Below are 22412 nucleotides of genomic sequence, written 5' to 3' on the forward strand. Positions count from 1 at the left end.
GGTAGCTACCTACTTTTGAATAATTCCGTGCTTCTTAAGCTTCATAACCGCGCGGTGCTGAGCAACGCGAACGGCTGTTGGCTTCGAGCCCACGATCTCCGCGGTCTCCTCTGCGGAGTAGCCGTGAATAACTCGAAGAAGAAGGATTTCTCGTGATTTCTCACTGAGAATATCGAGCTTCCTAGCTAAATCGTTACATGAATCTTGGCTTAAGTACACCTCTTCAGGCGAATCCTGGAAACTCTCTTCCTCCGGTAGCTCCTCCGTCGGATCGGACATATCCCGGGTTTGGAAACGGTAGGCGTCAGTAATCTTGTTTCGCGCCACCTGGTAGACGAAGGCCATAAACGGCGCCCCGCGATCCTCGTACCCGGATAGAGCCTTGGCAACCGCAATACAGACGTCCTGTGCAACGTCATCGGGCGTGGGGTAGCCGTGCATGCTCAGCTTGCCGCGACAGAAAAGAACCACCTTTGGGTGGATGAGCTGAATAAGGCGATTAACGGCGCGACGGTCTTGAGCAATGGCAGCCGGGAGGAGATCTCGAATCTCCTCGTCGGTCTGCTGGTCTGCAGCCATCGTCCCTACTCCGTCAAATGCTCGAGCGTCTTTATCAACGTCTTTATCAATGTGGATTGAAACTATCACACCGCGCCGACAGTCCCAGATCGACTAAAAGGGGACTGTTCGATTTCTCCTCACGCGAATGCAATTGAACAAACCTGAAACATGTTCCCACTTTTGCTCCGATTTTTCAGCTAACCTCAACCTTCCTGGCAGCCTTATCTGGCGATCCCCCAGCAAGATCGCGGGAAGATCGCAGCAAGGAGCGAATTTTTTAACCCCCTTTGGGGGAACCTAGGCGTGGCGTAGAAACAAGTTAATCCATTGTTCAACTAAGGGCGTTCCCGCAGGTAGGTGGCTACCGCTATGCGAAATAGGTATGTCACAACAGGTTTTGGCTACCCAAAAGGCACTCGTTCGTTACTTAGAGTTCATTTAAGGATTGGAACCTCTCAGACGTCACTACAAGTGAGCATCTGAATTTTCACGAGGAGTAACCACCTAATGCCACAGCCCAGCCAGCTTCCGGGACCTGCTTCTTCGACTTGGGAATGGCAACTCCATGGCGCATGCCGCGGGGCTGATTCTTCTGTCTTCTTCCACCCGGATGGCGAGCGTGGCCGTGCCCGTGCCATGCGCGAACACCGCGCCAAGGCCATCTGCCGTGAGTGCCCGGTGATTGAGCAGTGCCGCAACCACGCACTCAGCGTGGGCGAACCCTACGGCATCTGGGGCGGCCTCAGCGAGTCCGAGCGCGACGCTATCCTGCGCCCCACTTCTCGCAACCGCAACCGCCGCGTAGCCTCCTAGCAGCTGGCTCGGGCACACAAAGAATAAAGGGAGAGGGGGTTCATCCCTCTCCCTTTATTGCTGCCTAGCAGCGGGTTACAGCGGCTATCCCACTAGTGGGCGTGGCCAGCGTGTGCCCCTGCCTGATCAGCCGGAGCGGCGGGCTTGTCCACCACGGCGGTCTCTGTCGTCAGCACCATGCGGGCGACAGAGGTGGCGTTAACCACAGCGGAGTGGGTTACCTTCACCGGGTCGATGATGCCCTGCTCCAGCAGGTTGCCGTACTCCAGGGTGGCGGCGTTGAAGCCCGAGCCGTTGGACTGCTCGGCGATCTTGGAGACCACTACAGCGCCGTCCAGGCCGGCGTTATCGGCGATCCAGTATGCCGGGCGACGCAGTGCGCGTGCCAGGGAACGCAGGCCGATGCTCTCGTCGCCTTCTGCCTGGCGGGACAGCTCCTCGATCTCAGCAGCGATCTGCACCAGTACGGAGCCACCGCCGGCGATTACACCCTCCTGGCTGGCGGCACGTGCCGCGTTGATCGCGTCCTCGATGCGCAGCTTACGCTCGTTGACCTCGGTCTCAGTAGCGCCACCGGCGCGGATGACGGCCACGCCGCCGGACAGCTTCGCCAGACGCTCCTCGAACTTCTCCTTGTCCCAGGAAGAGTCGGTGCGCTCGATGTCGTTGCGGATCTGGTTACGGCGCTCCTCGACAGCCTCGGCGGAACCGGCGCCGTCGACCAGCACGGTATCTTCCTTGGTGATGTTCACGCGACGGGCAGAACCCAGCTGCTCCAGAGTGGTCTCGGAGAGCTTGTGGCCCAGCTCGCTGTCGATGACGGTACCGCCGGTGACGATAGCCAGGTCGTCCATGAACGCAGAGCGACGGTCGCCGAAGTACGGGGACTTCACAGCTGCAACCTTCAGGGACTTGCGGATGGCGTTCAGCACCAGCATCTGCAGCGGCTCGCCCTCGATGTCCTCGGCGACGATCAGCAGCGGCTTGCCGGAGTTAGCAACCTTCTCCAGTACCGGCAGGAAGTCCGGCAGGGAGGAGATCTTCTCGCGCACCAGCAGGATCAGCGGGTTCTCCAGCTCTGCGTGGCCGGTCTCCTGATCCGTAACGAAGTACGGGGACAGGTAGCCCTTGTCGAAGGAAACGCCCTCGGTGACGATCGACTCGTCCTCGATAGACTGGGATTCCTCGACGGTCACCACGCCGTCCTTGCCCACCTTGTCGAAAGCGTCGGCAACCATGGCGCCGATCTTCTCGTCGCGGGAAGAAACGGTGGCGACGTTGGCGATGGCGGCGTTATCCGCAACTGGCTGCGCCAGCTCGCGCAGCAGTTCCACAACGCGCTCAGTGCCCTGGGCGATGCCGCGGTTCACGGCGATCGGGTTGGCGCCGGCTGCCACGGTGCGCAGACCCTCGTTGATCAGGGCCTGTGCCAGCAGCGTAGCGGTAGTGGTGCCGTCGCCGGCGATGTCGTTGGTCTTGATGGCAACGGACTTAACCAGCTGGGCCCCCAGGTTCTCGAAGGGATCCTCCAGGTCGATGTCGCGAGCAATGGTCACGCCATCGTTGGTTACGGTTGGGCCACCGAAGGCCTTGTCCAGCACGACGTTGCGGCCGCGCGGGCCTAGGGTCACCTTCACCGCGTCCGCCAGGGCGTCCACGCCCTTCTGCAGGCCCTCGCGGGCCTCTTGATCAAATGCGATGAGTTTTGACATGCAGCTACCCGCTTACTTTTCGATGACAGCGAGGATGTCGCGCTGGGTCAGCAGCAGGTACTCTTCGCCGTTGTACTTCAGCTCGGTGCCGCCGTACTTGGAGAAGATGACGGTGTCACCCTCCTTCACATCCATCGGGATGCGGTCGTCGTCATCTGCCCAGCGACCGGGGCCGACAGCGATGACGGTAGCCTCCTGCGGCTTCTCCTTTGCGGAGTCCGGGATGACTAGGCCGGATGCGGTAGTGGTCTCCGCCTCGACGATCTGGACGAGGACGCGGTCCTCAAGGGGCTTGATGTTGACGTTAGCCACGATTGAATACCTCCGTGTATTCGAGCTGTAGGTTTCACTCTTGTGAACTGTTGTGCCGGTTGGTTTTCCAGATACAGCCGTCGTCGCGGGTGAACAACTGTGAGTCAAACAACCTATCTGGCACTCTACCCTCGCAAGTGCTAACGCTCAACCAGCCCCGGTGCTAGATCCCCGGCGTTAGATTCGCGGTGCTAGATCCCCTTGGTCAGGTTAATCACCGCGTTGTGCCACAGCTCGTAATCCTTCGCGTTGTCTTCCTTGTAGTTTTCAACTGCGCGGATGCCGTTGTGGATCGACTCGATATCCTCGTCGGTCAGCCCCGCCCCCTCATCGCCGACGAACAGCACGGGACCGAGGATCGCACGAGCCGGGTCGGAAATGAAGCTGGAATCGCCGGTCTCCTGCTCCTTGCGCCCCATGGAAGCCAGCGGGTTCGGCTCTGGATTCTCCGCCTTACGCGCGTCGGAGGAGTAGATGGCGGCGACAGTCAGGCCACTCTCCACGAAAACCACGTGCAGGCGGTCCTGCTCGCTTCCGCCCAGAACGTCGGCAGCCTCCGACAGGTCGATGTCCATTTCCTTCGTCTGAAGGTCAGGCGTTACCAGCATGCTGCGTGGCATATTGTGCTCCTAGCTTGTTGCGTGATGAAAAAGTTGTGAGATTTTAGACAGTCACAAAACATCTTGCCAGCAAACTAGCGATTCCGCAGGACAGGCTCTTCCACATCCAGCGAGGGGTCAGTAGGCGTCGATAAACCGCTGGGCTCCTCCCCTGCCGCAACGAGCCGCGCGGCAAGTGCCGCCATCATCACGCCGTTGTCGGTGCAAAGCTTCGCTTGCGGGATTTTTAGTTCGACGCCCACTTCTCCGCATCTTTCGGCCGCTACTTCCCGCAGCCGCCTGTTCGCAGAAACACCTCCGCCGAGCAGCATCACGCGAGCCCCCTTATCCTCGCAGGCGCGCAAGGCCTTGGTGACGAGGACATCCACCACTGCCTCTTGGAAGGAAGCGCACACATCTTCAATGGGAAGGCTCATGCCCTCCTTTTCCGCCTTTTCCACGTAGCGAGCAACGGCGGTTTTTAGCCCGGAGAAGGAGAAATCGTAGCGCGAATCTTGCTGGCGCATCATGCCACGCGGAAAAGCGATGGCCTGCGGGTCTCCATGTGCGGCCAGTCGGTCGATCACTGGGCCGCCCGGATAGCCCAGGCCCAGCAAACGTGCGACCTTGTCATAGGCCTCGCCTGCAGCATCGTCCAGGGTGCTGCCGAGCTCTTCCATCGGGGCACCCACACCGGTAACGTGCAGAATCTGCGTGTGCCCGCCGCTGACCAGAAGCGCGATGGCGTTGCTGAGGTCGTTGGGTCCGCTGTGGCCGCTGAGATCGCTGTGGCCGCTGCCAGTGTTCTCTGTGGCATCGTCTGCGAGAGTTCCGACGGCCACATGCCCGCCCAGGTGGTTCACACCATAGAACGGAACCTCCCACGCCAAGGCATAGGCCTTCGCGGCCGCAGCGCCAACTAGAAGGGCTCCGGCCAGACCTGGTCCAACGGTGGCGGCCACGACGTCCGGTGTGCGAAAACCGGGGACGTTCTTGCGCGCTTCCGCCAGGGCGGCACGCATGGTCGGCTGCATGGCCTCCAGGTGCGCGCGAGAGGCGATCTCTGGGACCACGCCTCCGAAGCGGGCGTGCTGCTCCATGGAGGATGCCACCTTGTTCGCCACGATTCTTAGCTGCTCAGCGCCGTTGCCAGGCTGCCCAGCGCCGTTGCCAGCGGTCGCCGTGCTGGCGACGATGCCCACGCCGGTCTCGTCACAGGAGCTTTCGATACCCATGATGTAGACGGGCCGGTTTGAAGTCTCGGTATCTGGGGTTGGGGTGGCGTCAACAATTAAACCGGGACGCACCATGGTGAAGGCATCGGCACCAGAGGGTTGGTAATAGGCGCGGCGGGTACCCTCGATGGCAAAACCGTAGCGCTCATATAGACCGACAGCGGGGCGGTTGTCGGTGCGTACCTCGAGGAAAATGGGGGTGTGCAGGCGGTCCGCAATGGTGACAAGTTGGTCCATGAGCAACTTGGATAGCCCTCGCCCCTGCCACTCGGGAAGAATGCCGATGGTGTGGATCTCCGCCTCCGGATCGTGGGCCGGGCCGGAGGCGGCCAGGATGGCATAACCGATCAGCTGGGGTTCGCGCGCGGTATCGGTTACCTCCAAGGCTAGGCAGTGGGTGTGCGGTGCGGCGATTTCGCTGGCGAAGGCTTCCGCGGACCAGGGGGAATCCTCAGGGAAGAGGATCTGCTCGATCTCCGCGCAAGCGGGTGCATCGGCGGGAGCGAGTTGGCGCACGCGAGCGGACTGGGAGCCTGCATGCGGACCATCCTCCACAACATCGCTATCGGCGCCTGCCGCAGAGACCTGGGCGCCCAGCTCGTGCACGCGGGAAAAATCCAGCGCCTTCGAAACTGCCTTCGCCTTCGGCTCCTTCGCATCTGGGCGGCGCAGGTAAAGCGCACGCAGCGCGGGCGCGTCGGCGAGCAACCCCGGAACCGAACCGAGGGACTCTAGCGCAGCGAGTACCAGACCACGAGGCGTGGGGTGAGCATCCACGCTTTCGATCTGGCAGCCCTCCTGGGAGCCAAAAAGCTCTTCCGTCTGCTCTGCTACCGCAGAAGCGCTAAGCACCCGCAGCGGCCAACGGTCGAACTCACTCTGGATCTCCCGCACCACATCTGGCGCGTGAACGGAAGCCGGAACTTGCACTTCAGAGCACAGCCGCCCTGCCAGCCCGGGAAAGAAGCTCATGCGCGAGTGGTAAAACTCCCGGCGGCGGGCATCGGAGACGATCAGGTAGTCGCCGAAGGCTTTAGACCCGACCTGGGAGGTTGCGTGCTCCCACGCCGTAGCGGCTGCGCTGGGAATGCCGTGGACTGGAATCGAGAGGGCGTCACCAAAAGCAGCGGCGGTAGCCATGCCAACCCGTAACCCCGTAAACGGCCCCGGGCCGGTGCCGGCGACGACCGAGTGCAAATCACCAGGGGAAAGCTCCGCCTCGGCGAGGCAAACCTGAATGTTAGGGGCGAGCAGCTCCATGTGACCGCGAACGTTATCCACCAGTCGTTCGGAAAGTACGTTCACCTGGCCATTCGCAGAAACTTGGACGATTCCGCAGGTGACATAGTTGGTAGAGGTATCGACGGCCAGCACGTTGATCATGGTGAACAAGTTTAGGCCTCTTGCGCGGCCAGCTCGAATTGGTTCTTCAGCAGGCCCGGCATCTAGAGCTGCGGTGAACAATCTGGTTGCTATTGCAGCCAAGCATTGATCACTAACACATCGGAAGTTTCAAACGCAGGTCCTCAGCATTCTCGCCGGAGACGATAATCCCGTAGGTAGAAAGATCACCTTGAGGGAACACCCCGAAAGCAGAATCGCTCGATTCCATCGGCATAGTTAACGCGCTGCATCGACTCGACTTCATTGTTTGGGCACCTTCAGCTGGAACCACTGCATCCCTAGCTTCAACCGAATCGAAGTGGGCGATGACAACACTAAGTCGATCCGAATTACAAGCAATGCGGGCAAGCTCGCCCGTGCCAGGTTCTCGATGCTCACACGACGTAGACTGCCAACCTGCTCCCCCAGACTTCTCGCTCACGATTTCCGGAAACTTACTAGCTAGCCGCGCATCTTCACCTTCCCATTGAGACGCGGAAAAATGCCAAACGCCCGCTGAAACGATCGTGGCAATTACAACCACAGTTGCGACAAGCGTGAGGAGCTTCTTGGAAAGAGCGCTTCGCCCTACATCTCGCACCAAATTCGCCGACTGATGCGCAGCAACTGCAGACTGCAGAGCAGAAATAAACTCCGAAGCGGTAGCGAAACGCTTGTGCGGGTTAACGGCCAAAACCCTCGCAAAAACTCCGTTGACGGCCTTAATGCTCGAAACATCCGCTGGATGTATCAAGTGACTTTTAAGCTCTGGCACGGGTCGGTTCACCGCCCATTGCTCATCCGTTACGGAGCCACGAACGTAGATGCCTGTCAACAGTTCAAAAGCAACCAGGCCGAGTGAATACTGTTCACTCAACGCGTTGGGTTGGGGCGGTTCCGTCACGTCCTTCGTAGCCAACAATTCGGGAGCAGTGTAACCATCCGTGCCGATACGCATCCCTACCCGGGTCATGCGCGTAGATTCCCGATCAATCGCAATACCGAAATCCGTCAGCAAAGCAGGAGGGTCGCTCACATCGGAAGATGGCAACAGAATATTTGCCGGTTTGATATCGCGATGAACCACAGGATTCGGTAGCGCCGCTAGATAATCGAGTGCGCTCGCAATCGGTGCCAAGATCTGCGCAACTTCCTGAACAGTAAGTGGCTGGCGAATGGCTCGGCGTCGGCGCAAGAAGTCGTGGAGATTCTGGCCTTCGATGTACTTCATCGCGAAGTAAGGAAAGCCATGTGCAGTCACGCCCCCGTCGTACACAGGAACAATCGCAGGATGATCCAGCGCAGCCATCGTACGCATTTCCGCATGGAATCTATTGACATACTCGGTGTCGGAGACGCGATCGTGTGACACCACCTTGATTGCCACAGTTCGATCTAGGTTTTGCTTGTAGGCGCGAAAAACAGTGCCCATTCCTCCTTGTCCAAGTTGCTGGACGTTCGAATACCCTAAGACACTTAAGTCATTCAAGAAGTCTTCAGGCGCAGGGGGATGGGAAAGATTCATGGTGAATATGGGCAGGTAGGGCTAGGCGTACAAATGCGGATTCTCCGCAGCGAATTTCGCAAGCACAATTCGCCACGGGACGTTCACACCATCTTGAAACTGTGGAACACCCAACCTTTTCAGAGTCTCCGCTATGTACTGGATTTTCTGTGAAGTTTTCTTTTCTCCCCAACCTAGTTGGCCTGCAAGGTCTTTCACAGAGGGAACTACGATACGCGGATCCGCACTTGGATCACGGTGAAGTGGCGCCGCTAGTGCAGCTAATACCTGCTGTTGCTCGATATTCGGATCGAATGTGCCCATAGTAAACGGCGCCAACGGGACATCCATTCGCGGAATGGATTCAACTGGTCGGGCAACCGTCACCTCAAGCTCATATTGGAGGTTTCTCGTCGCAAACAGAATAGAGTTCACACCTGCTGGAAGGAGCCATTGCGTTCTGGGAGTAAGACGAACAGGTGAATACTTGGTGGTTCTATACGACGGCTGAATGGTAGCGGAAATAAAACTGCCTACGTTGCGAACCATCCACATTCCGTGATCACACCAGAAATGCAAAAACGCGCGATGCATAGAGGGGTCGTCTACCCCAATTGGGAATTCAGACGCCCGGCCAAGGGTCACACTCGCTGTTTGCGGCACAACCCTGCGGGTCCCAATCAAATCATCGACGATAAGGTGGGCTCCATCATTGGCAGCTACCATTTCAGCCTAAGCAACGATCACAGGCTGGCTGATGTTAAACGGCTTGTACCCCGGTATGGCGACCTCAATTTCAAGGGTGAATTTCCCCTCCTTTTCAAGGTTGTAGGCAATGTTTGCTTCGGAGTAGTCCGACAGCTTTATGTCCTTGTTCTCAAACTTGATCTCGTCGTAGTTCACATTCTGATAGCCAGGAAGCCATTCGGGACGAACGTTTTGTCCCTTCAAGACATCGGAACCACTTTCATCGAGCAGCTTGAAACTAAGCTCTGCCCACTCCCTTTCTTCGAAAGGAACCTTCGAGAGGTCGGCTGCAGCAATCTTTAGCTCAAGCTTTGACCCCTTCTTGTACTGCATGATTCCGTTACGTTCTGCACGTGGCACGGTTACCTGCAGCTCAGAAAAACCATAATCTGGCATTTCAGGATAGGAAGTGACGATTTCCTCCGGAGAACCTGGGCCCGCTTCGTCCTTTGTCAAACGGAACTTTCCGTTGCTCAGCTCCAAGGACTTCGCTGGATCAATCAACGTTGGCTCAGCTTCTTTTTCATTCTTTGCGGAAGTAGTAGGAGTTTCAGCCTCAGAACTCGTGGATTCCGGGGTAGAAGATTCTGCACTCGAGGACTGCACCTCAAAAGACTGCTCCGCCTGCGGAGCTTCGTCCTTTGAGCACGCGGCAATCGACAGAGTAGTAATTGCCGCAGCCCCCAACGCCAGCAACTTCTTTGGAATGGTCATGTGCGTTCTCCTCGAAAAGTGATCATCGTCAGACATTCTCCCCTGGGAATCATACCTCTGAGGAGACTGCGGAAATCTAACTGTCCGCGCGGTCGCTTTGCTGAGGAGCATGTGGTTACTCATGAATTCATCATTGCTCGCTACCTGGAGCATTTGTTGGGATGTCGGGAGCGCTCCCCAGGGCAAGGCACAACGCGGCCCACTATCAACGCATCACCACTCCAGCGCCCCACCAACTGAATCTGATTCGGAGTATGAAGAAAAACAAGAAGTCCCCGAGAGGCTCTCGCAGTAAACCTCTCGGGGACGGTATACAACTGGCGGGTTGATCAGGCCCTTAAGTGCCAGCGTCTTGTGAAACACCCCTCACGGTGATTCGTCAACTATCATTGCACGGCGCGACTCCTGAAGGCAAACCCTTCCGAGAGGTTCCCCAGTTTTTCCTAAGAATTTGCCAGGGTGTGTCCAGTCGCTCCCCGACCGCCTTAGACCCAGCGCCACGTGACGGTGCGCGAATCCGCAGCCGGTACTTCCGGAGCGGCCAGGTCGGCGGGGCTGCCCACGCTACCCCGGTCGATCTGCACGTCAAGCACCTTCTCGCTTAGGGGCTCCACCACCCCGCGGCCCCATTCCGCCACCACGACCACGTCGTCAATGTCCGCGTCAATGTCCAAGCTCTCCAGAGCGTCAAGCACCTCGTTGCGGTCAATGTGGCGCCCCGGCTCGATGCCCTCCTCCACGTCCGCACCCAGCAGGCGGTAGGCGTCCATGTGCAACAGCCCCACCCCGCGCTGCCCGGCGCGGTGGGTCCGCACGATGGTGAACGTCGGCGACTGCACGCGCCCCTTCACTCCCAGGCCAGCGGCCAGCCCCTGGGTCAGGGTCGTCTTGCCCGCACCCAGCGGGCCGGAGAGCACCACCACGGTCCCGGCCTCCAGCTGCTTACCCAGCTGCTCGCCGAGAGCCCGCATGTCGTCGGCGGTCGCGGCCGCACAGGAACCGTCAGCAGAGAAGTCCGGGCGGCCGCCCTTAAACACCCTCTTGACCCTCGGCCCCCGCGGCATCGTCAGCACTTCGTAGCTAATCGTGCCCGCCAGCTCCGCAAACTCGTCTGCACTGTTGCCACCCTCGCCGAAGATCACCGCCCAGTCACCCGGTTTCACGTCTGCGGCGCCGTTGGTAGATCCTTCAGCACCATCGGCCGGCCCCAGCTCCACGACGATCTGATCCATGCATACTCGCCCGATCTGCGGATATGTTTTCCCGTTGATCGTTACCTGCATCTTTCCGGATACGCTTCGCGGCAGCCCGTCAGCGTAGCCGAGCGCCACCACGGCAGTGCGGGTATCCCGCTGTGCCCGCCAAGTGTGGCTGTAGCTCACCCCCTCCCCCTTCGGCACTACTCGGGTTGTTGTCACTCGGGCGCGCAGTGTCATCGCAGCGCGCAGTTCGACGTCCACCCCGATCGGGTCGATGCCGTATAGTCCGACGCCCGGTCGCACCAGCTGGTAGGCGAGATCAGGACGGTGCAAAGTGGCCGGTGTGTTTGCAATGTGATTGCAGGGCACCCGCAGCCCGCGGGATCGGCAAAACTCGATAGCTTCCGCAAAGCGGGCGGCCTGCAGGTTATTCGCTTCCGACTTAGGGTCGTCGGCGCTGGCCATGTGGGTCATCACAGCGGTGACTTCCACCAGTTCCGTCTTGGATGCCAGCAACTCAACAGTTTCCCGCCACTCGGCGGGGCTCACGCCGGAGCGGGAAAGACCGGTATCCACCATGAGTGTCACGCGCACAGGAGCGCTAACCTGCGCTTCCCGCTGCGTTTTCTCGGCCTGGTCCACCAAGGAACGCGCGTGCGCCAGCGAGGGCACACCAACGTTGATATCCGCTGCGAACACCTCTGCCAGGTCTTCGCCAGGAGTCCACATCCAGGCGGTGATCGGCGCGGAAGCGTAACTCTCCCCCAGACCCGCGAGAATCTCGCGCAAATGCAGAGCCTCCCCCAGGGTGGCCACACCCAGCTGTTCCACGCCCGCATCCAGCATTGCGGGCGCCACCACGTCCACCCCGTGGTTGTACGCATCGGCCTTCACCACGGCCAATACCCCGGCGGGAGCCGCAGCCTCTCGGAACACGCGCACATTATGCGCGATGGCATCCAGGTCAACGACTAGTTCCGCAAGGTGACGATCCGACATATTCATAACCTTAGCCACCCCTCCTGGAATTCTAGGAAAGGGGCACGGCAGGGGGCGTCACTAAGAAAGAACCCCGGACTATTCGACGGTGACAGACTTTGCCAGGTTGCGTGGCTTGTCGATGTCCTCGTTGCCACACTGGCGCGCAATGTCGGCGGCCAGGAACTGCAGTGGAACCGTGGACAGCAGCGGCTGCATCAGCGACGTGGTTCCCGGAATCTCCAGCAGCCAGTTAGCGTACGGACGGACGGCCTCATCGCCTTCCTCGGCAATGACGATGGTCTTCGCACCGCGGGCGCGAATCTCCTGGATGTTGGAGACAATCTTGGAGTGCAGCACCGGACGGCCGTTCGGGCTAGGCACGACAACGACGACGGGCAGGTCGTCCTCGATCAGAGCGATCGGGCCATGCTTGAGCTCGCCGGCGGCAAAGCCCTCCGCGTGGATGTAGGCCAGCTCCTTCAGCTTTAGCGCGCCCTCGAGCGCAACTGGGAAGCCCACGTGGCGCCCCAGGAACAACATGGTCTTCACCGGGCCGAGCTCCTCGGCCAGCTGCAGGATCTGGTCACGCAGGCCGAGGGTCTTCTCGATCTTCTCCGGCAGAGCCTCCAGAGCGTAGTAGATCTCCGCGATCTCGTCGGCGTACTTGGTGCCACGGGCTTGGGCCAGGGCCAAGCCCACAAGGTAGTTCGCGGCGACCTGCGCCAGGAAAGCCTTCGTGGAGGCCACGCCGATCTCGGGGCCGGCGTGGGTGTACAGCACGGCATCGGATTCGCGTGGGATCTGCGAACCGTTGGTGTTACAGACAGCCAAAACACGGGCGCCCTGCATCTTCGCGTGACGTACGGCCTCCAGCGTGTCGGCGGTCTCGCCGGACTGGGACACGGCCACAACGAGAGTGCGCTGATCCAACACTGGGTCGCGATAGCGGAACTCGCTGGCGACCTCGATCTCAACGGGTAGGCGCACCCAGTGCTCGATGGCGTACTTGGCCAGCAAGCCGGAGTGATATGCCGAGCCACAGGCGACGACGAAAACCTTCTCCACACCGCGCAGATCTTCGTCGGACAGGCGCTGTTCGTCCAGCACGATGCGGCGGCCGTCGAAGTGGCCAGCCAGGGTGTCGCGGACTGCGGCGGGTTGCTCGTGGATTTCCTTCATCATGAAGGAATCGAAGCCGTCCTTCTGCGCCGCATCCAGGTCCCAGTCGATGGTAAAGGGCTTTCCTTCCACCGGGTTGCCGTCGAAGTCGTAGATGTCGTAGGAATCGGCGGTGATGACCACCGCATTGTCCTGACCCAGCTCCACGGCGTTCTTAGTACGGTCGATGAAGGCCGCTACGTCGGAGCCGAGGAACATTTCACCCTCGCCCACGCCGACGATCAGCGGGGTAGAGCGGCGGCCTGCGACGATAGTGCCCGGGTGGTCATCGTGGACGAACAGCACGGTGAAGGCGCCGTCCAGGCGGGAAAGAACCTTCAACGCGGAAGCTTGGAAGTCTCCGGCCGTCTCGCCTTCGTTGTAGGCGAGCGCCAGCAGGTGTGCGGCAACCTCGGAGTCGGTCTCGGATTCCAGCTCGATGCCAGCGGCCTCGATCTCTGCACGCAGGGTGGAAAAGTTCTCGATGATGCCGTTGTGGACGATGGCGGCCTTGCCATCGAAGGAACGGTGCGGGTGCGCATTCACGTCGTTGGGGCGGCCGTGGGTCGCCCAGCGGGTGTGGCCGATGCAGGCAGTGCCGAGGAAGGAATCGCGGCCGACCTCATCGATGCGGTCGATGAGGTTTTGCAGTTTGCCTTCCTTCTTTTCGAGGTGCAGGGAGCCCTGCTCGACAACTGCGATGCCTGCGGAATCATATCCGCGGTATTCCATTCGCTCCAGCGCATCCAACCCGATTTGGAGGGCCTCGGAGTTACCTACGTAGCCAACAATTGCACACATGCCTTTGACGATACACAATGGCTAGTCCGTTTCGGTAAGCTGTGGGGCTGTGGCAGATAAGATGAAGAACCTAATTACTCGTTTGGGCAAGCGCGGCCCGCACCGCGTGATGGTCGGTGACCTGAACTTCGCTGGAATTCCGGGGCGCGTTTATACCCCGGCGGAAGGTAACGGCATCCCCGGCATCGCTTTCGGACACGATTGGCGTGTCGGGGTGGATGCGTACCACTCGACGTTGCGTCACCTGGCCAGCTGGGGCTTCGCTGTAGCGGCGCCAGATACGGAAAAGGGCTTTTCTCCGAACCACCGTGGCTTTGCCGCCGACCTAGAAACTGCACTGCAGATCCTGGCTGGTGTGCGTTTGGGTAATGGCAATGTCACGGTGCAGCCGAATGAGCTGTACCTGGCTGGACACGGCATGGGCGCTTCGGCTGCAGTGCTGGCTGCGACGGGCCGCCGCCACCGTAGCGAGCTGAAGGGCTATGAAACCGAGCCCACCATCAACGGTGTGATGGCCGTTTACCCGGCGGATACTTCTCCGGATGCGACGGAGGCTGCGAAGTACGTGAAGGCTCCCGGCCTGGTACTGGAGGCTGGTCGTTTGGGCGAGACCCCGATGGGTAACGCCAAGCGCATGGCCGCCCACTGGGGCGGGGACGTTGTATACCGCGAGCTTCTGGGCGCTTCTGCAAGCAGCTTTCACGAGAAGTACGGCCGTAGCTTCGCTCTGGGTGCCGGTCTGCCGCAGTTTAGCCAGCAGGAGCTGGCACGCGGCCTGATGACTGGCTTCGTCCTGGCCGAGGATGAGAAGAAGTACGAATCCTTCCGCGATAGCCACGCCGAGCTGAAAAAGACCCGCACCGCCACCCAGCACGAGCTCTACAAGAACCTGCCGGAGAACGTAGATCTGGACGAGCGGCTAGCGGAAATCTTCTAACGCTCGCCCCTCTTAAGGTTCAGCCCCTCTAGTCAAAGATCCGCCCGCGCACTCCGCGAGCACCATTGCTTGCCGCGACGTTCCCATTCGCGGTCGCGACCGTTTTATTTGCCTTATCTCCCTGCTCTTTCTTGGCTTCTTCAAGTTGGCGCGTGCATTCCTTGAGAGTTTCCTCAAACTCGCGTACCGACTCTTCAACCTCTGCCATGTAGTCATCAACGATGCGCTGGTAGCGCTCTGTCAGTTCTTGCCTGCTGGTCACCACTCACCACTCCTTTCGATAGTGACGCCCACTGCCGCAGCACCCGCACCCGCTAATTCCACAGAGGTACCTGTCATTTCAATGGATGCAGCTCCCGCTGCCGAAACCCATACGTCCGGGGTCCACTGCTTGGAAGGCTCCGGGCCTGCTTTCGGGGCCGATTCCGAGTTTTCCGTGTTGGGTGCCGCGGGCGTGATCGGTTCGCCCTTCGTATCGCTTGATGGTGGCGTTGGCGCCTTGCACTCCGGCTTCGGCTCGGGCTTAGGTTCCGGCTTGGGTTCCTCGCACTGCTGCGGGGGTTCCGGCTTGGGTTCCGGCTTCGGCTCCTCGCACTGCCGTGGCGGTTCCGGCTTCGGCTCATCACAGGGCTCAGATGGTTCCGGTTCCGGCTGCGGATTCCCGACCGGTTTCGGCTCTGGCTCCCGCTCAGGCTTGCAGTCTTCCTTGTGCTCAACCTGTTCGTTTGGCGGAGCCGGCTCAGGTCTAGACTCCGGGCACGGCTCAGGCTCCGGCTTAGGTTCTGGCGCTGGCTCCGGTGCCGGGCATTGGTCCGCGGGTGGGACCAGAGCCTCCGTTGCGCAGTGCACAATCTGCTCCCACACCTTCACCGCACCCTCGACATTAATCTGCAGGGAGCCAGCCAACGAAGGCGCCAAGGGTGCCGGCGGAGCGGGTGGCGGAGGTGGCGGAACCAGGGATTGTGCAGGCATCGGCGCTGGTACAGGCTCTGGAGTTGCCACAGGTACAGGTGCCGGTGCCGGTTGCGGAGCCTGAGCCATAGCCGTCTGCGTAACCACCTGAGCCGCCGCCTGTGGCGCGGGGTGCTGTGCAGCCCCCGTCTCACACGGTTGCTCGGCCGCCGGAGGGGGCGTCACTACCTTCTTCGGCGCTGGGCAATCACCTTCCGGGGCCTTCACAGGCTCCGGACACTTGGTCTCGACGGGCTTGGGATCATCGCACAGTGGCTTGTGCGAATTGCCGGGCTCGGCGGCGGGCTTCGCATCGCGGATCAGCTGATCCATAGTTGAATCCAGGCAATTGTTGCGGCTGTGCAGAATGTCTTCCGCGAGCTTCCCCGCCAGCTTCGCTAGCAGATCGATCAAAGGCTTGCCTCCACCGATCAGGCCGATCGCCGCCATGCCGAAAAGCTCCAACTTCTCAGCAATGTCCTCAATCAAGCTCACCGAGGTCTCCGAGGTCGTTCCCATGACCTCCGCAGTGTCCCGCACAGCCACACAACGGTCCTGCACGCAGCACTCGTGGTTCAGCTGCTCCTTCCCCGCCTTTTCCGTCGCAGTCCCCGGCTGGGACTCCCCCGTACCCTTCAGGCTATCTTTCACGCACGCCTCGGTGGCTAGCTCCGGCGCCTTCTGCTTCTGGTTGCTCACCGGTCCAAGCGACGTAAGGATCGTCTCTGGATTCATGCCGTTGGTAAATGACGCCGCAGCCTTCGCCCCCTCCACGTCAGCACCAAAGCCGGCCATCACATCAAGTGCAGCGTTCAGCCGAAGATCCAAAGAACCCGTCATGCCCAGGCACCCCCTGCGTTCAAGCTGGCGGAGTTCTCCTGTTCCGCCTGGCCCACGCGATCCACCAGGCCCGTCAGATCCTCGCCTGCCTTCGCCAGCCTGTGGGCGTGGTTCACCCGCACGTTATGCCCCTGATCAACCAGATCCAAAAACTGCTGCGCCTTGGCCTGCAGACCCGTACCGAACGCGGCCACAGGCACGCTCGGCCGGCTGCCATCCAAATGATTCGCCCAGCTCAACTGCGCATCCCGCAACTCCGCCACCCGATCGGCTGCGGGCACTGGATCTATGTGTAACTCTCCCACGGTCTAATCCCCCTTGAACTCCCCGGCAGTGCTTTGCGCTTATGCCCTGCATAAAGGTTCCGCACAAGCGACCCGCACTGCGCAAACAAAACATCCGCACAGTTAGACTGCGCGGATGTTAAAAAGGTTCGCCGGAGTTTCCCGGCACCGTGAAGGGCCGGGAGAGGACTAGATGTACTGACCGGAGACGTTGATCGACGCGATCTGGCATCAGTCGACCATGTGCAGGGCGATTGATTCCTTGACCTGTTCGATGAACGCTCGAGCGGCGGGGCTCGGATTGAAAGATCCCCACGCGATGTACTCGGTCCGGCAAGGGCCATCGACCACGGGAATGGCTCGCAGCGCTGGGTTGGCTGGCACACAGTCGACGGGCAGCAGGCAGACGCCCAACCCGCGTTCGACGAGGGCGAGCATGAACTCGGTCGACATCGCCTCGAAGCCCACGCGGCGTTGAAGGCCTGCGGCAGCGAATGCCCGATCGCCTTGGAGCCTGCCCGGTGACCCGGCCGGGAAGTCAACGAACGTCTCGTCGGCCAGGTCGGCCAGGGCTAAGGTGCCCCTGTGTGCTAGCCGATGCTGTGACGCCATGACAGCGACGAGACGCCCTCGGGCGATCTCGTGCGCGGTGAGTCCGGACGCTGGGGTGACGTCGGCGCCCACGCCGAGGAATGCTACGTCGAGTCTCCCGCTGCTGAGATCGCGCATGAACTCATTGCTTCCCCCGCCCCGCACGGTGAGATCCACGTGGGGATGACTGGCGTGGAAGGCTGCGACGATGTCGGGCACGCTGACGGCTGTGACCGTCGGGATCACACCTACCGACAAGCTTCCGCGGACCTGGCCCACGGCCTCGGCGGCGACCGCCACGGCGCGGTCAGCGGCTGCGAGGCTGATCCGTGCTTCCGTGAGGAAGGCTTCGCCGGCGGGGGTCAGCTCGACCCGGCGGGATGAGCGCACGAACAGTGCCGTGCCGAGTTCCTTTTCGAGGGCCTTGATCTGGTGGCTCAGGGCTGACTGCACGACGAAGCAGCATTCTGCTGCTCGCGTGAAGTTGCGTTTCTCGGCGATCGCCACGACGTACCTGAGCTGTTGGAGTTCCACCCAACCATGATAACAGCTCATTGTTTGGGTGAGAACAATGTGTTGGACTCACTACTGGTGAGCAACTGATGATGGATGCATGAACACTTCTTCTCATGGGCGCCGCGATTCGTTGCTGTGGACCTGTTTGACGGCGCTGGCCCCCGCTACGTGGGGGACGACATACATCGTGACCACCCACCTCCTCCCAGCCGGGCATCCATTGTTTGCTGCGTTCATGAGGACGCTGCCGGCAGGGATCATCGCCTTGTGCCTGTCGAGGCAGCTGCCGCGCGGTTCGTGGAGGTGGAAGAGCTTCGTGTTGGGCGGTCTGAACATGGCCGCGTTCTTCCCCCTGCTGTTCTTGTCGGCGCAGCGTCTTCCGGGCGGGGTAGCGGCCACGCTGAATGCGGTACAGCCCATCATCGTTGCCCTGCTGGCCGTGGCTGTCCTCCACGAGCAACTCTCCGGATGGCGTCTGGGATGGGGTGTCGTGGGTGTCGTGGGCGTGGCCCTCGTGGTTCTCGGTCCAAGCGCTGCCCTGGACCCGGTGGGCGTGGTTGAAGGACTCGGCGGCGCAGTGGCCATGGCCACCGGCGTGGTCCTCACCAAGAAGTGGAAGCTCCCGGAAGGTGTCTCGCCCGTCGCACTGGCCGGTTGGCAGCTGACGTCCGCCGGCCTGCTGCTGGCGATCCCGGCGCTGCTGGTGGAGGGACCACCGCCGGTAATTCCTGTCCATGGCTGGCTTGGGTACGCCTGGCTCGGCCTGGTCGGGGCGCTGGTCTCCTACAGCCTCTGGTTTACCGGCATCCGACGGCTTCCGGTCACGTCCACAGCCCTCCTGGGACTCCTCTCGCCGTTGGTCGCCGCCCTGCTCGGCGCCCTGATCGCGCATGAACACCTCGGAGCCGAGCAGTACCTCGGCTTCGCGATCGCCCTGGGTGCCATGGTCTGTGGCCAGCTCCCCGCCCCCACCAATTATCGAAAGGACAATTCATGAACATCACGATTCTCGGAGCCACCGGCATGGCCGGTACCGCGATCGCGCAGGAGGCCACACGCCGCGGCCACCACGTCACTTCCGTATCGCGTAACCCACCGGAGACCAACGACCCGCATACTACCGTCGCTCGTCTCGATCTGACAGATCTCGAGGCACCCCTGCAGCCCGTCCTGAACGACGCAGACGCCGTCGTGCTCGCCGTGCGCATGGCCCCCGGCGATGAGAGCAGTGTGGCTCCGCTGACCAGCCATGTCCTCGACCACGCCGCTGTCGCGGGGGTTCGGGTTCTGGTCGTAGGAGGAGCAGCACCCTTACGCTCACCTCACGATCGGGAGTTGCGCGTCCTGGACGACCCCACCTTCGTGCCGCCCCAGTGGCGTGACGTCGCATCGGCCAGCCTCGACCAGTTCAACGCATGTACAGAACATCCGAACCAGAACTGGACCTACCTGAGTCCGTCGGCAGTCTTCGAGCCCGGACAGGGAACCGGCGCTTATCGCCGAGGCGGTGACACGCTTCTGATCAACCACGACGGTACGTCGCGGATCACCCCTGCGGACCTGGCCCTGGCCGTACTCGATGAGCTGGAACAGCCCAGCACCCAACGTCACTTCACCGCCATCGAGCAAGCAAAGGGTCTGGCCTAAAGTTAGCGGTTCACAGAGGAATCCTCGCTAACAGCCGTGAGGGGGTCGAGTTATCGGCCCCCTCCGTCTATTCCAAGGGGACGCTCTTGCTCCACGCCAACGCAGCACTGGCCTCACACGGCTTGCGGGAACCAGCCGCCCTTCTCACGATTGACCAACGTCTCCGGTCAGTACAACTAGAGCCTAGACCTCCGCCACCACAGCCGCGAGCTTCCCCGCGATGCGACGGGCCGTGCCCGGATCGGCGGCCTCCACCATCACGCGGAACAGCTCCTCGGTACCAGAAGGTCGCAGTAGCACGCGACCAGCGTCACCCAGATCCTCCTCCGCCTTGGCGATGGCCTCGACCACGCGCTCGTCGTCGGCGATCACGGACTTATCCGCCACTGGCACGTTAATCAACGTCTGCGGCAGAACCGTCATAACGCTGGCCAGTTCGGACAGCGGCTTGCCGGTCTGCGCCATGCGCGCCATCAGCGTCAGTCCCGTCAGGGTGCCGTCGCCGGTGGTGGCGTGCTCGGAGATTATGACGTGGCCGGACTGCTCGCCGCCCAGGGAAAGATCAGAGGCCAGCAGTTCGGCCAGCACGTAACGGTCACCCACCTGCGTTTCCAGCACCTTGATGCCGTTGGCTCGCATGGCCAACTTCATGCCGAGGTTGGACATAACGGTGGCCACCAGGGTGTTCTGCTTCAGCTCCCCGTTTTCCTTCATCGCCACAGCCAGGATCGCCATGATCTGATCGCCATCTACGACATTGCCCTCAGAATCCACGGCCAGGCAACGGTCCGCATCGCCATCGTGCGCCAGTCCCAGATCCGCCTGGTGCTCCAGCACAGCCTTCTGCAGAACCTCGATGTGGGTGGAGCCCACCCCATCGTTGATGTTGAAGCTATTCGGGCGGCTGTGGATCGCCACAACATCCGCGCCGGCCTGGCGGTAGGCCTCCGGGGCGGCAGTAGAGGCCGCGCCGTTGGCGCAGTCCACCACCACGCGAATGCCATCCAGCGGGTGGTTGATGGCCGTGCCGACATGAGCCAGGTAGCGCTCCAAGGCATCGGAGGATTCATCCAAGATACGGCCGATGGCTGCCCCGGTTGGGCCCGTTTCAGGCAGCTCGAGCATGGTGGCTTCGATCTCGTCCTCCACGTCATCCTGCAGCTTGCGGCCGCCAGCGGCAAAGAACTTAATACCGTTGTCCGGCATGGGATTGTGGGAGGCGGAGATCATCACGCCCATGTCGGCGCCGAAATCGTCGGTGAGGAAGGCTACCGCCGGCGTAGGGATTACGCCGACGTCCAGCACGTCCACGCCCTGTGAGGCCATGCCTGCCGACAGGGCGGCCGTCAGCATCTCTCCCGATACGCGCGGATCGCGGCCCACCACAGCGGTCGGGCGGCGACCCCCCACTTCCTCCTTGGATACCAACACGCGCGCGGCGGCGGCACCCAGCTTCATCGCCAGCGGCGCGGTCAGCTTCTTGTTTGCCAGTCCGCGCACACCATCAGTTCCGAACAATTTACCCATAGGCCGAGATCTTACCCGGCCACCCCACTGGTCGGGTGGGTGCCACTCCCGCGTAAAGGCGATTGATCCGGAAGCCAAGCAAAAGGGAAACCCCCACGTCCCAACCGAAAAGTTGATCGGCTGGGGCGTGGGGGCGTCGCCACCAAAAAGATGGAGCGATTTAACGCTTGGAGTACTGCGGTGCGCGACGTGCCTTGTGCAGGCCGGCCTTCTTGCGCTCCACGGCGCGAGCGTCGCGGGTCAGGAAGCCAGCGCGCTTCAGGTCGGTGCGCTCTGCCGGGTTGTACTTGTTCAGTGCGCGGGCGATAGCCAGGCGGAAAGCGCCAGCCTGGCCGGAGGGGCCGCCACCGTTCAGGTTGGCCTGGATGTCGAACTGGTTCTCGCGGTCCAGCAGAACCAGCGGAGCCTTAATCAGCTGCTGGTGCAGCTTGTTCGGGAAGTAGTCCTCCAGGGAACGGCCGTTGCACAGGAACTCGCCGGAGCCCGGAACCATGCGGACGCGGACGACGGCCTCCTTGCGGCGACCAACGGTCTGGATGGTGCCCTCGAAGACAACCGGCTCAGCCTCAACCTGCTCAGCCTCGTCCTCGGAAGCGATGGAGTCACCGATGGTGGCAACGAACTCTTCGTTCACTGCGTCGGTAGCGGTGTACTCGCCCTCGAAGTTCTCCTCGACAGCAGCGTTCTGCTCGTCGGTTACGTTCTCGTTGTACTCAGTCATTACTGTGCCACCTGCTTGATCTCGTAGGTCTCAGGCTTCTGGGCCTCGAAAGTGTGCTCCGGGCCAGCGAAGACGCGAAGCTTCTTGATGGACGCGCGGGACAGCTTGTTGTGCGGCATCATGCCCTTGACTGCCTCCTCGACGACGCGCTCCGGGTGCAGCTCCAAGGAACGACCCAGGGACATGGTCTTCAGACCACCCGGGTAGCCGGAGTGACGGTAGCGCATCTCGCGCTCGCGCTTGTTGGAGGAAACGTGGACCTTGTCCGCGTTGATGATGATGACGTTGTCGCCGCAGTCAACGTTCGGTGCGAAGTAGGGCTTCTTCTTGCCGCGCAGCAGGTCAGCTGCGGTAACAGCAAGACGACCCAGCACCACGTCGGTGGCGTCGATGACGTACCACTTACGGGTGATGTCACCGCTCTTCGGGTGGAAAGTAGTCACAGGGGACTCCTTAAAGTCTTGATCTTGGAACTGCCAGCCAGATGAACACTTAAACGTGAAGTACGTGAGTGCTTCTGCGGCGGCCGGTTGGGACCCGCAGAAATGCATGCGCCCGGGCAGGCCGGGCACTGTGCACACAACCCTTGGAAGTTTAGTGCAGGTTCACGCGCAAACCAAAAAGGATGTTCTGACATGAATAAAACCCCGGCTCCCACTCCCCTCGAGTCGAAGGAAAC

Annotated in this window: 21 protein-coding genes; 4 read left to right on the forward strand and 17 right to left on the reverse strand. The window is 61.1% G+C overall.

Annotation, left to right across the window (positions count from 1 at the left end; translation table 11 throughout):
* Window positions 1-9: 9 nt before the first annotated feature.
* Window positions 10-579, reverse strand: a complete 570-nt coding sequence (locus tag CJEIK_RS09435) for a sigma-70 family RNA polymerase sigma factor (protein ID WP_005291804.1) — start codon at window positions 577-579, stop codon at window positions 10-12.
* A 489-nt stretch (window positions 580-1068) separates the two neighbouring features.
* On the opposite strand from CJEIK_RS09435, the gene CJEIK_RS09440 reads away from it, so the two are divergent.
* A complete protein-coding gene (locus CJEIK_RS09440) occupies window positions 1069-1374 on the forward strand; it encodes a WhiB family transcriptional regulator (RefSeq protein ID WP_005291806.1) in 306 nt (101 codons plus the stop codon).
* A 92-nt stretch (window positions 1375-1466) separates the two neighbouring features.
* Here the strand turns inward: CJEIK_RS09440 and groL are convergent, their stop codons facing one another.
* From groL to glmS, 9 genes are all read right to left on the reverse strand, one after another.
* Window positions 1467-3086, reverse strand: a complete 1620-nt coding sequence (gene groL / locus CJEIK_RS09445) for a chaperonin GroEL (protein WP_005291808.1) — start codon at window positions 3084-3086, stop codon at window positions 1467-1469.
* A 12-nt stretch (window positions 3087-3098) separates the two neighbouring features.
* The gene (gene groES / locus CJEIK_RS09450; protein WP_005291810.1) at window positions 3099-3398 is read right to left on the reverse strand and encodes a co-chaperone GroES; all 300 of its coding nucleotides are present in this window, start codon (window positions 3396-3398) and stop codon (window positions 3099-3101) included.
* A 191-nt stretch (window positions 3399-3589) separates the two neighbouring features.
* Window positions 3590-4018 (reverse strand): hypothetical protein, encoded by a 429-nt coding sequence (locus CJEIK_RS09455; protein WP_034964022.1) that lies wholly within the window; start codon window positions 4016-4018, stop codon window positions 3590-3592.
* A gap of 74 nt (window positions 4019-4092) precedes the next feature.
* A complete protein-coding gene (gene tsaD / locus CJEIK_RS09460; protein ID WP_005291814.1) occupies window positions 4093-6615 on the reverse strand; it encodes a tRNA (adenosine(37)-N6)-threonylcarbamoyltransferase complex transferase subunit TsaD in 2523 nt (840 codons plus the stop codon).
* 112 nt (window positions 6616-6727) lie between these two features.
* A complete protein-coding gene (locus CJEIK_RS09465) occupies window positions 6728-8140 on the reverse strand; it encodes a serine/threonine-protein kinase (RefSeq protein WP_034964025.1) in 1413 nt (470 codons plus the stop codon).
* Window positions 8141-8161: 21 nt separating this feature from the next.
* Complete coding sequence (locus tag CJEIK_RS09470) at window positions 8162-8713, reverse strand: hypothetical protein (RefSeq protein WP_147292813.1); 552 nt, start codon at window positions 8711-8713, stop codon at window positions 8162-8164.
* Window positions 8714-8851: 138 nt separating this feature from the next.
* Window positions 8852-9580, reverse strand: a complete 729-nt coding sequence (locus CJEIK_RS09475; RefSeq protein ID WP_011274101.1) for a hypothetical protein — start codon at window positions 9578-9580, stop codon at window positions 8852-8854.
* 485 nt (window positions 9581-10065) lie between these two features.
* Complete coding sequence (gene alr, locus CJEIK_RS09480) at window positions 10066-11778, reverse strand: alanine racemase (protein WP_232501668.1); 1713 nt, start codon at window positions 11776-11778, stop codon at window positions 10066-10068.
* 78 nt (window positions 11779-11856) lie between these two features.
* Window positions 11857-13719 (reverse strand): glutamine--fructose-6-phosphate transaminase (isomerizing), encoded by a 1863-nt coding sequence (gene glmS, locus CJEIK_RS09485; RefSeq protein WP_005291824.1) that lies wholly within the window; start codon window positions 13717-13719, stop codon window positions 11857-11859.
* Between the two features lie 61 nt (window positions 13720-13780).
* On the opposite strand from glmS, the gene CJEIK_RS09490 reads away from it, so the two are divergent.
* Complete coding sequence (locus CJEIK_RS09490; RefSeq protein ID WP_005291826.1) at window positions 13781-14656, forward strand: dienelactone hydrolase family protein; 876 nt, start codon at window positions 13781-13783, stop codon at window positions 14654-14656.
* Window positions 14657-14684: 28 nt separating this feature from the next.
* Here CJEIK_RS09490 and CJEIK_RS09495 read toward each other — a convergent pair whose 3' ends face one another.
* From CJEIK_RS09495 to CJEIK_RS09510, 4 genes are all read right to left on the reverse strand, one after another.
* Complete coding sequence (locus CJEIK_RS09495; RefSeq protein WP_232501669.1) at window positions 14685-14918, reverse strand: hypothetical protein; 234 nt, start codon at window positions 14916-14918, stop codon at window positions 14685-14687.
* Window positions 14915-16447 carry a hypothetical protein gene (locus tag CJEIK_RS09500; protein WP_005291830.1) on the reverse strand — a complete coding sequence of 511 codons (1533 nt, stop codon included), beginning with the start codon at window positions 16445-16447 and terminating at the stop codon, window positions 14915-14917. The genes CJEIK_RS09495 and CJEIK_RS09500 overlap by 4 nt, the downstream gene beginning before the upstream one ends.
* Complete coding sequence (locus tag CJEIK_RS09505) at window positions 16444-16728, reverse strand: hypothetical protein (RefSeq protein ID WP_143336411.1); 285 nt, start codon at window positions 16726-16728, stop codon at window positions 16444-16446. The genes CJEIK_RS09500 and CJEIK_RS09505 overlap by 4 nt, the downstream gene beginning before the upstream one ends.
* A 234-nt stretch (window positions 16729-16962) precedes the next feature.
* Window positions 16963-17856, reverse strand: a complete 894-nt coding sequence (locus CJEIK_RS09510; protein WP_231913371.1) for a LysR family transcriptional regulator — start codon at window positions 17854-17856, stop codon at window positions 16963-16965.
* Between the two features lie 79 nt (window positions 17857-17935).
* Here CJEIK_RS09510 and CJEIK_RS09515 point away from each other — a divergent pair, with 79 nt between their 5' ends.
* A complete protein-coding gene (locus tag CJEIK_RS09515) occupies window positions 17936-18835 on the forward strand; it encodes an EamA family transporter (RefSeq protein WP_049780520.1) in 900 nt (299 codons plus the stop codon).
* On the forward strand, window positions 18832-19485 hold the full coding sequence (locus CJEIK_RS09520; protein ID WP_005291837.1) for an NAD(P)-dependent oxidoreductase: 654 nt from the start codon (window positions 18832-18834) through the stop codon (window positions 19483-19485). Before CJEIK_RS09515 ends, CJEIK_RS09520 begins: the two co-directional genes overlap by 4 nt.
* Window positions 19486-19668: 183 nt before the next feature.
* On the opposite strand, the gene glmM is transcribed toward CJEIK_RS09520, so the two are convergent.
* From glmM to rplM, 3 genes are all read right to left on the reverse strand, one after another.
* A complete protein-coding gene (gene glmM / locus CJEIK_RS09525; RefSeq protein ID WP_005291839.1) occupies window positions 19669-21012 on the reverse strand; it encodes a phosphoglucosamine mutase in 1344 nt (447 codons plus the stop codon).
* Between the two features lie 160 nt (window positions 21013-21172).
* Window positions 21173-21733 (reverse strand): 30S ribosomal protein S9, encoded by a 561-nt coding sequence (gene rpsI / locus CJEIK_RS09530; protein ID WP_005291842.1) that lies wholly within the window; start codon window positions 21731-21733, stop codon window positions 21173-21175.
* Window positions 21733-22176 (reverse strand): 50S ribosomal protein L13, encoded by a 444-nt coding sequence (rplM, locus tag CJEIK_RS09535; protein WP_011274104.1) that lies wholly within the window; start codon window positions 22174-22176, stop codon window positions 21733-21735. The genes rpsI and rplM overlap by 1 nt, the downstream gene beginning before the upstream one ends.
* Window positions 22177-22412: the final 236 nt, after the last annotated feature.

Source organism: Corynebacterium jeikeium (assembly GCF_028609885.1).
Lineage (GTDB): Bacteria > Actinomycetota > Actinomycetes > Mycobacteriales > Mycobacteriaceae > Corynebacterium > Corynebacterium jeikeium.

Bases quoted from the DNA above. Each gene is read 5' to 3' on its own strand.
- CJEIK_RS09435 (WP_005291804.1), bottom strand. From the start codon at position 579: ATGGCTGCAGACCAGCAGACCGACGAGGAGATTCGAGATCTCCTCCCG.
- CJEIK_RS09440 (WP_005291806.1), top strand. From the start codon at position 1,069: ATGCCACAGCCCAGCCAGCTTCCGGGACCTGCTTCTTCGACTTGGGAA.
- groL (WP_005291808.1), bottom strand. From the start codon at position 3,086: ATGTCAAAACTCATCGCATTTGATCAAGAGGCCCGCGAGGGCCTGCAG.
- CJEIK_RS09455 (WP_034964022.1), bottom strand. From the start codon at position 4,018: ATGCCACGCAGCATGCTGGTAACGCCTGACCTTCAGACGAAGGAAATG.
- tsaD (WP_005291814.1), bottom strand. From the start codon at position 6,615: ATGATCAACGTGCTGGCCGTCGATACCTCTACCAACTATGTCACCTGC.
- CJEIK_RS09465 (WP_034964025.1), bottom strand. From the start codon at position 8,140: ATGAATCTTTCCCATCCCCCTGCGCCTGAAGACTTCTTGAATGACTTA.
- CJEIK_RS09470 (WP_147292813.1), bottom strand. From the start codon at position 8,713: ATGCATCGCGCGTTTTTGCATTTCTGGTGTGATCACGGAATGTGGATG.
- CJEIK_RS09475 (WP_011274101.1), bottom strand. From the start codon at position 9,580: ATGACCATTCCAAAGAAGTTGCTGGCGTTGGGGGCTGCGGCAATTACT.
- alr (WP_232501668.1), bottom strand. From the start codon at position 11,778: ATGTCGGATCGTCACCTTGCGGAACTAGTCGTTGACCTGGATGCCATC.
- glmS (WP_005291824.1), bottom strand. From the start codon at position 13,719: ATGTGTGCAATTGTTGGCTACGTAGGTAACTCCGAGGCCCTCCAAATC.
- CJEIK_RS09490 (WP_005291826.1), top strand. From the start codon at position 13,781: ATGAAGAACCTAATTACTCGTTTGGGCAAGCGCGGCCCGCACCGCGTG.
- CJEIK_RS09500 (WP_005291830.1), bottom strand. From the start codon at position 16,447: ATGACGGGTTCTTTGGATCTTCGGCTGAACGCTGCACTTGATGTGATG.
- CJEIK_RS09515 (WP_049780520.1), top strand. From the start codon at position 17,936: ATGAACACTTCTTCTCATGGGCGCCGCGATTCGTTGCTGTGGACCTGT.
- CJEIK_RS09520 (WP_005291837.1), top strand. From the start codon at position 18,832: ATGAACATCACGATTCTCGGAGCCACCGGCATGGCCGGTACCGCGATC.
- glmM (WP_005291839.1), bottom strand. From the start codon at position 21,012: ATGGGTAAATTGTTCGGAACTGATGGTGTGCGCGGACTGGCAAACAAG.
- rpsI (WP_005291842.1), bottom strand. From the start codon at position 21,733: ATGACTGAGTACAACGAGAACGTAACCGACGAGCAGAACGCTGCTGTC.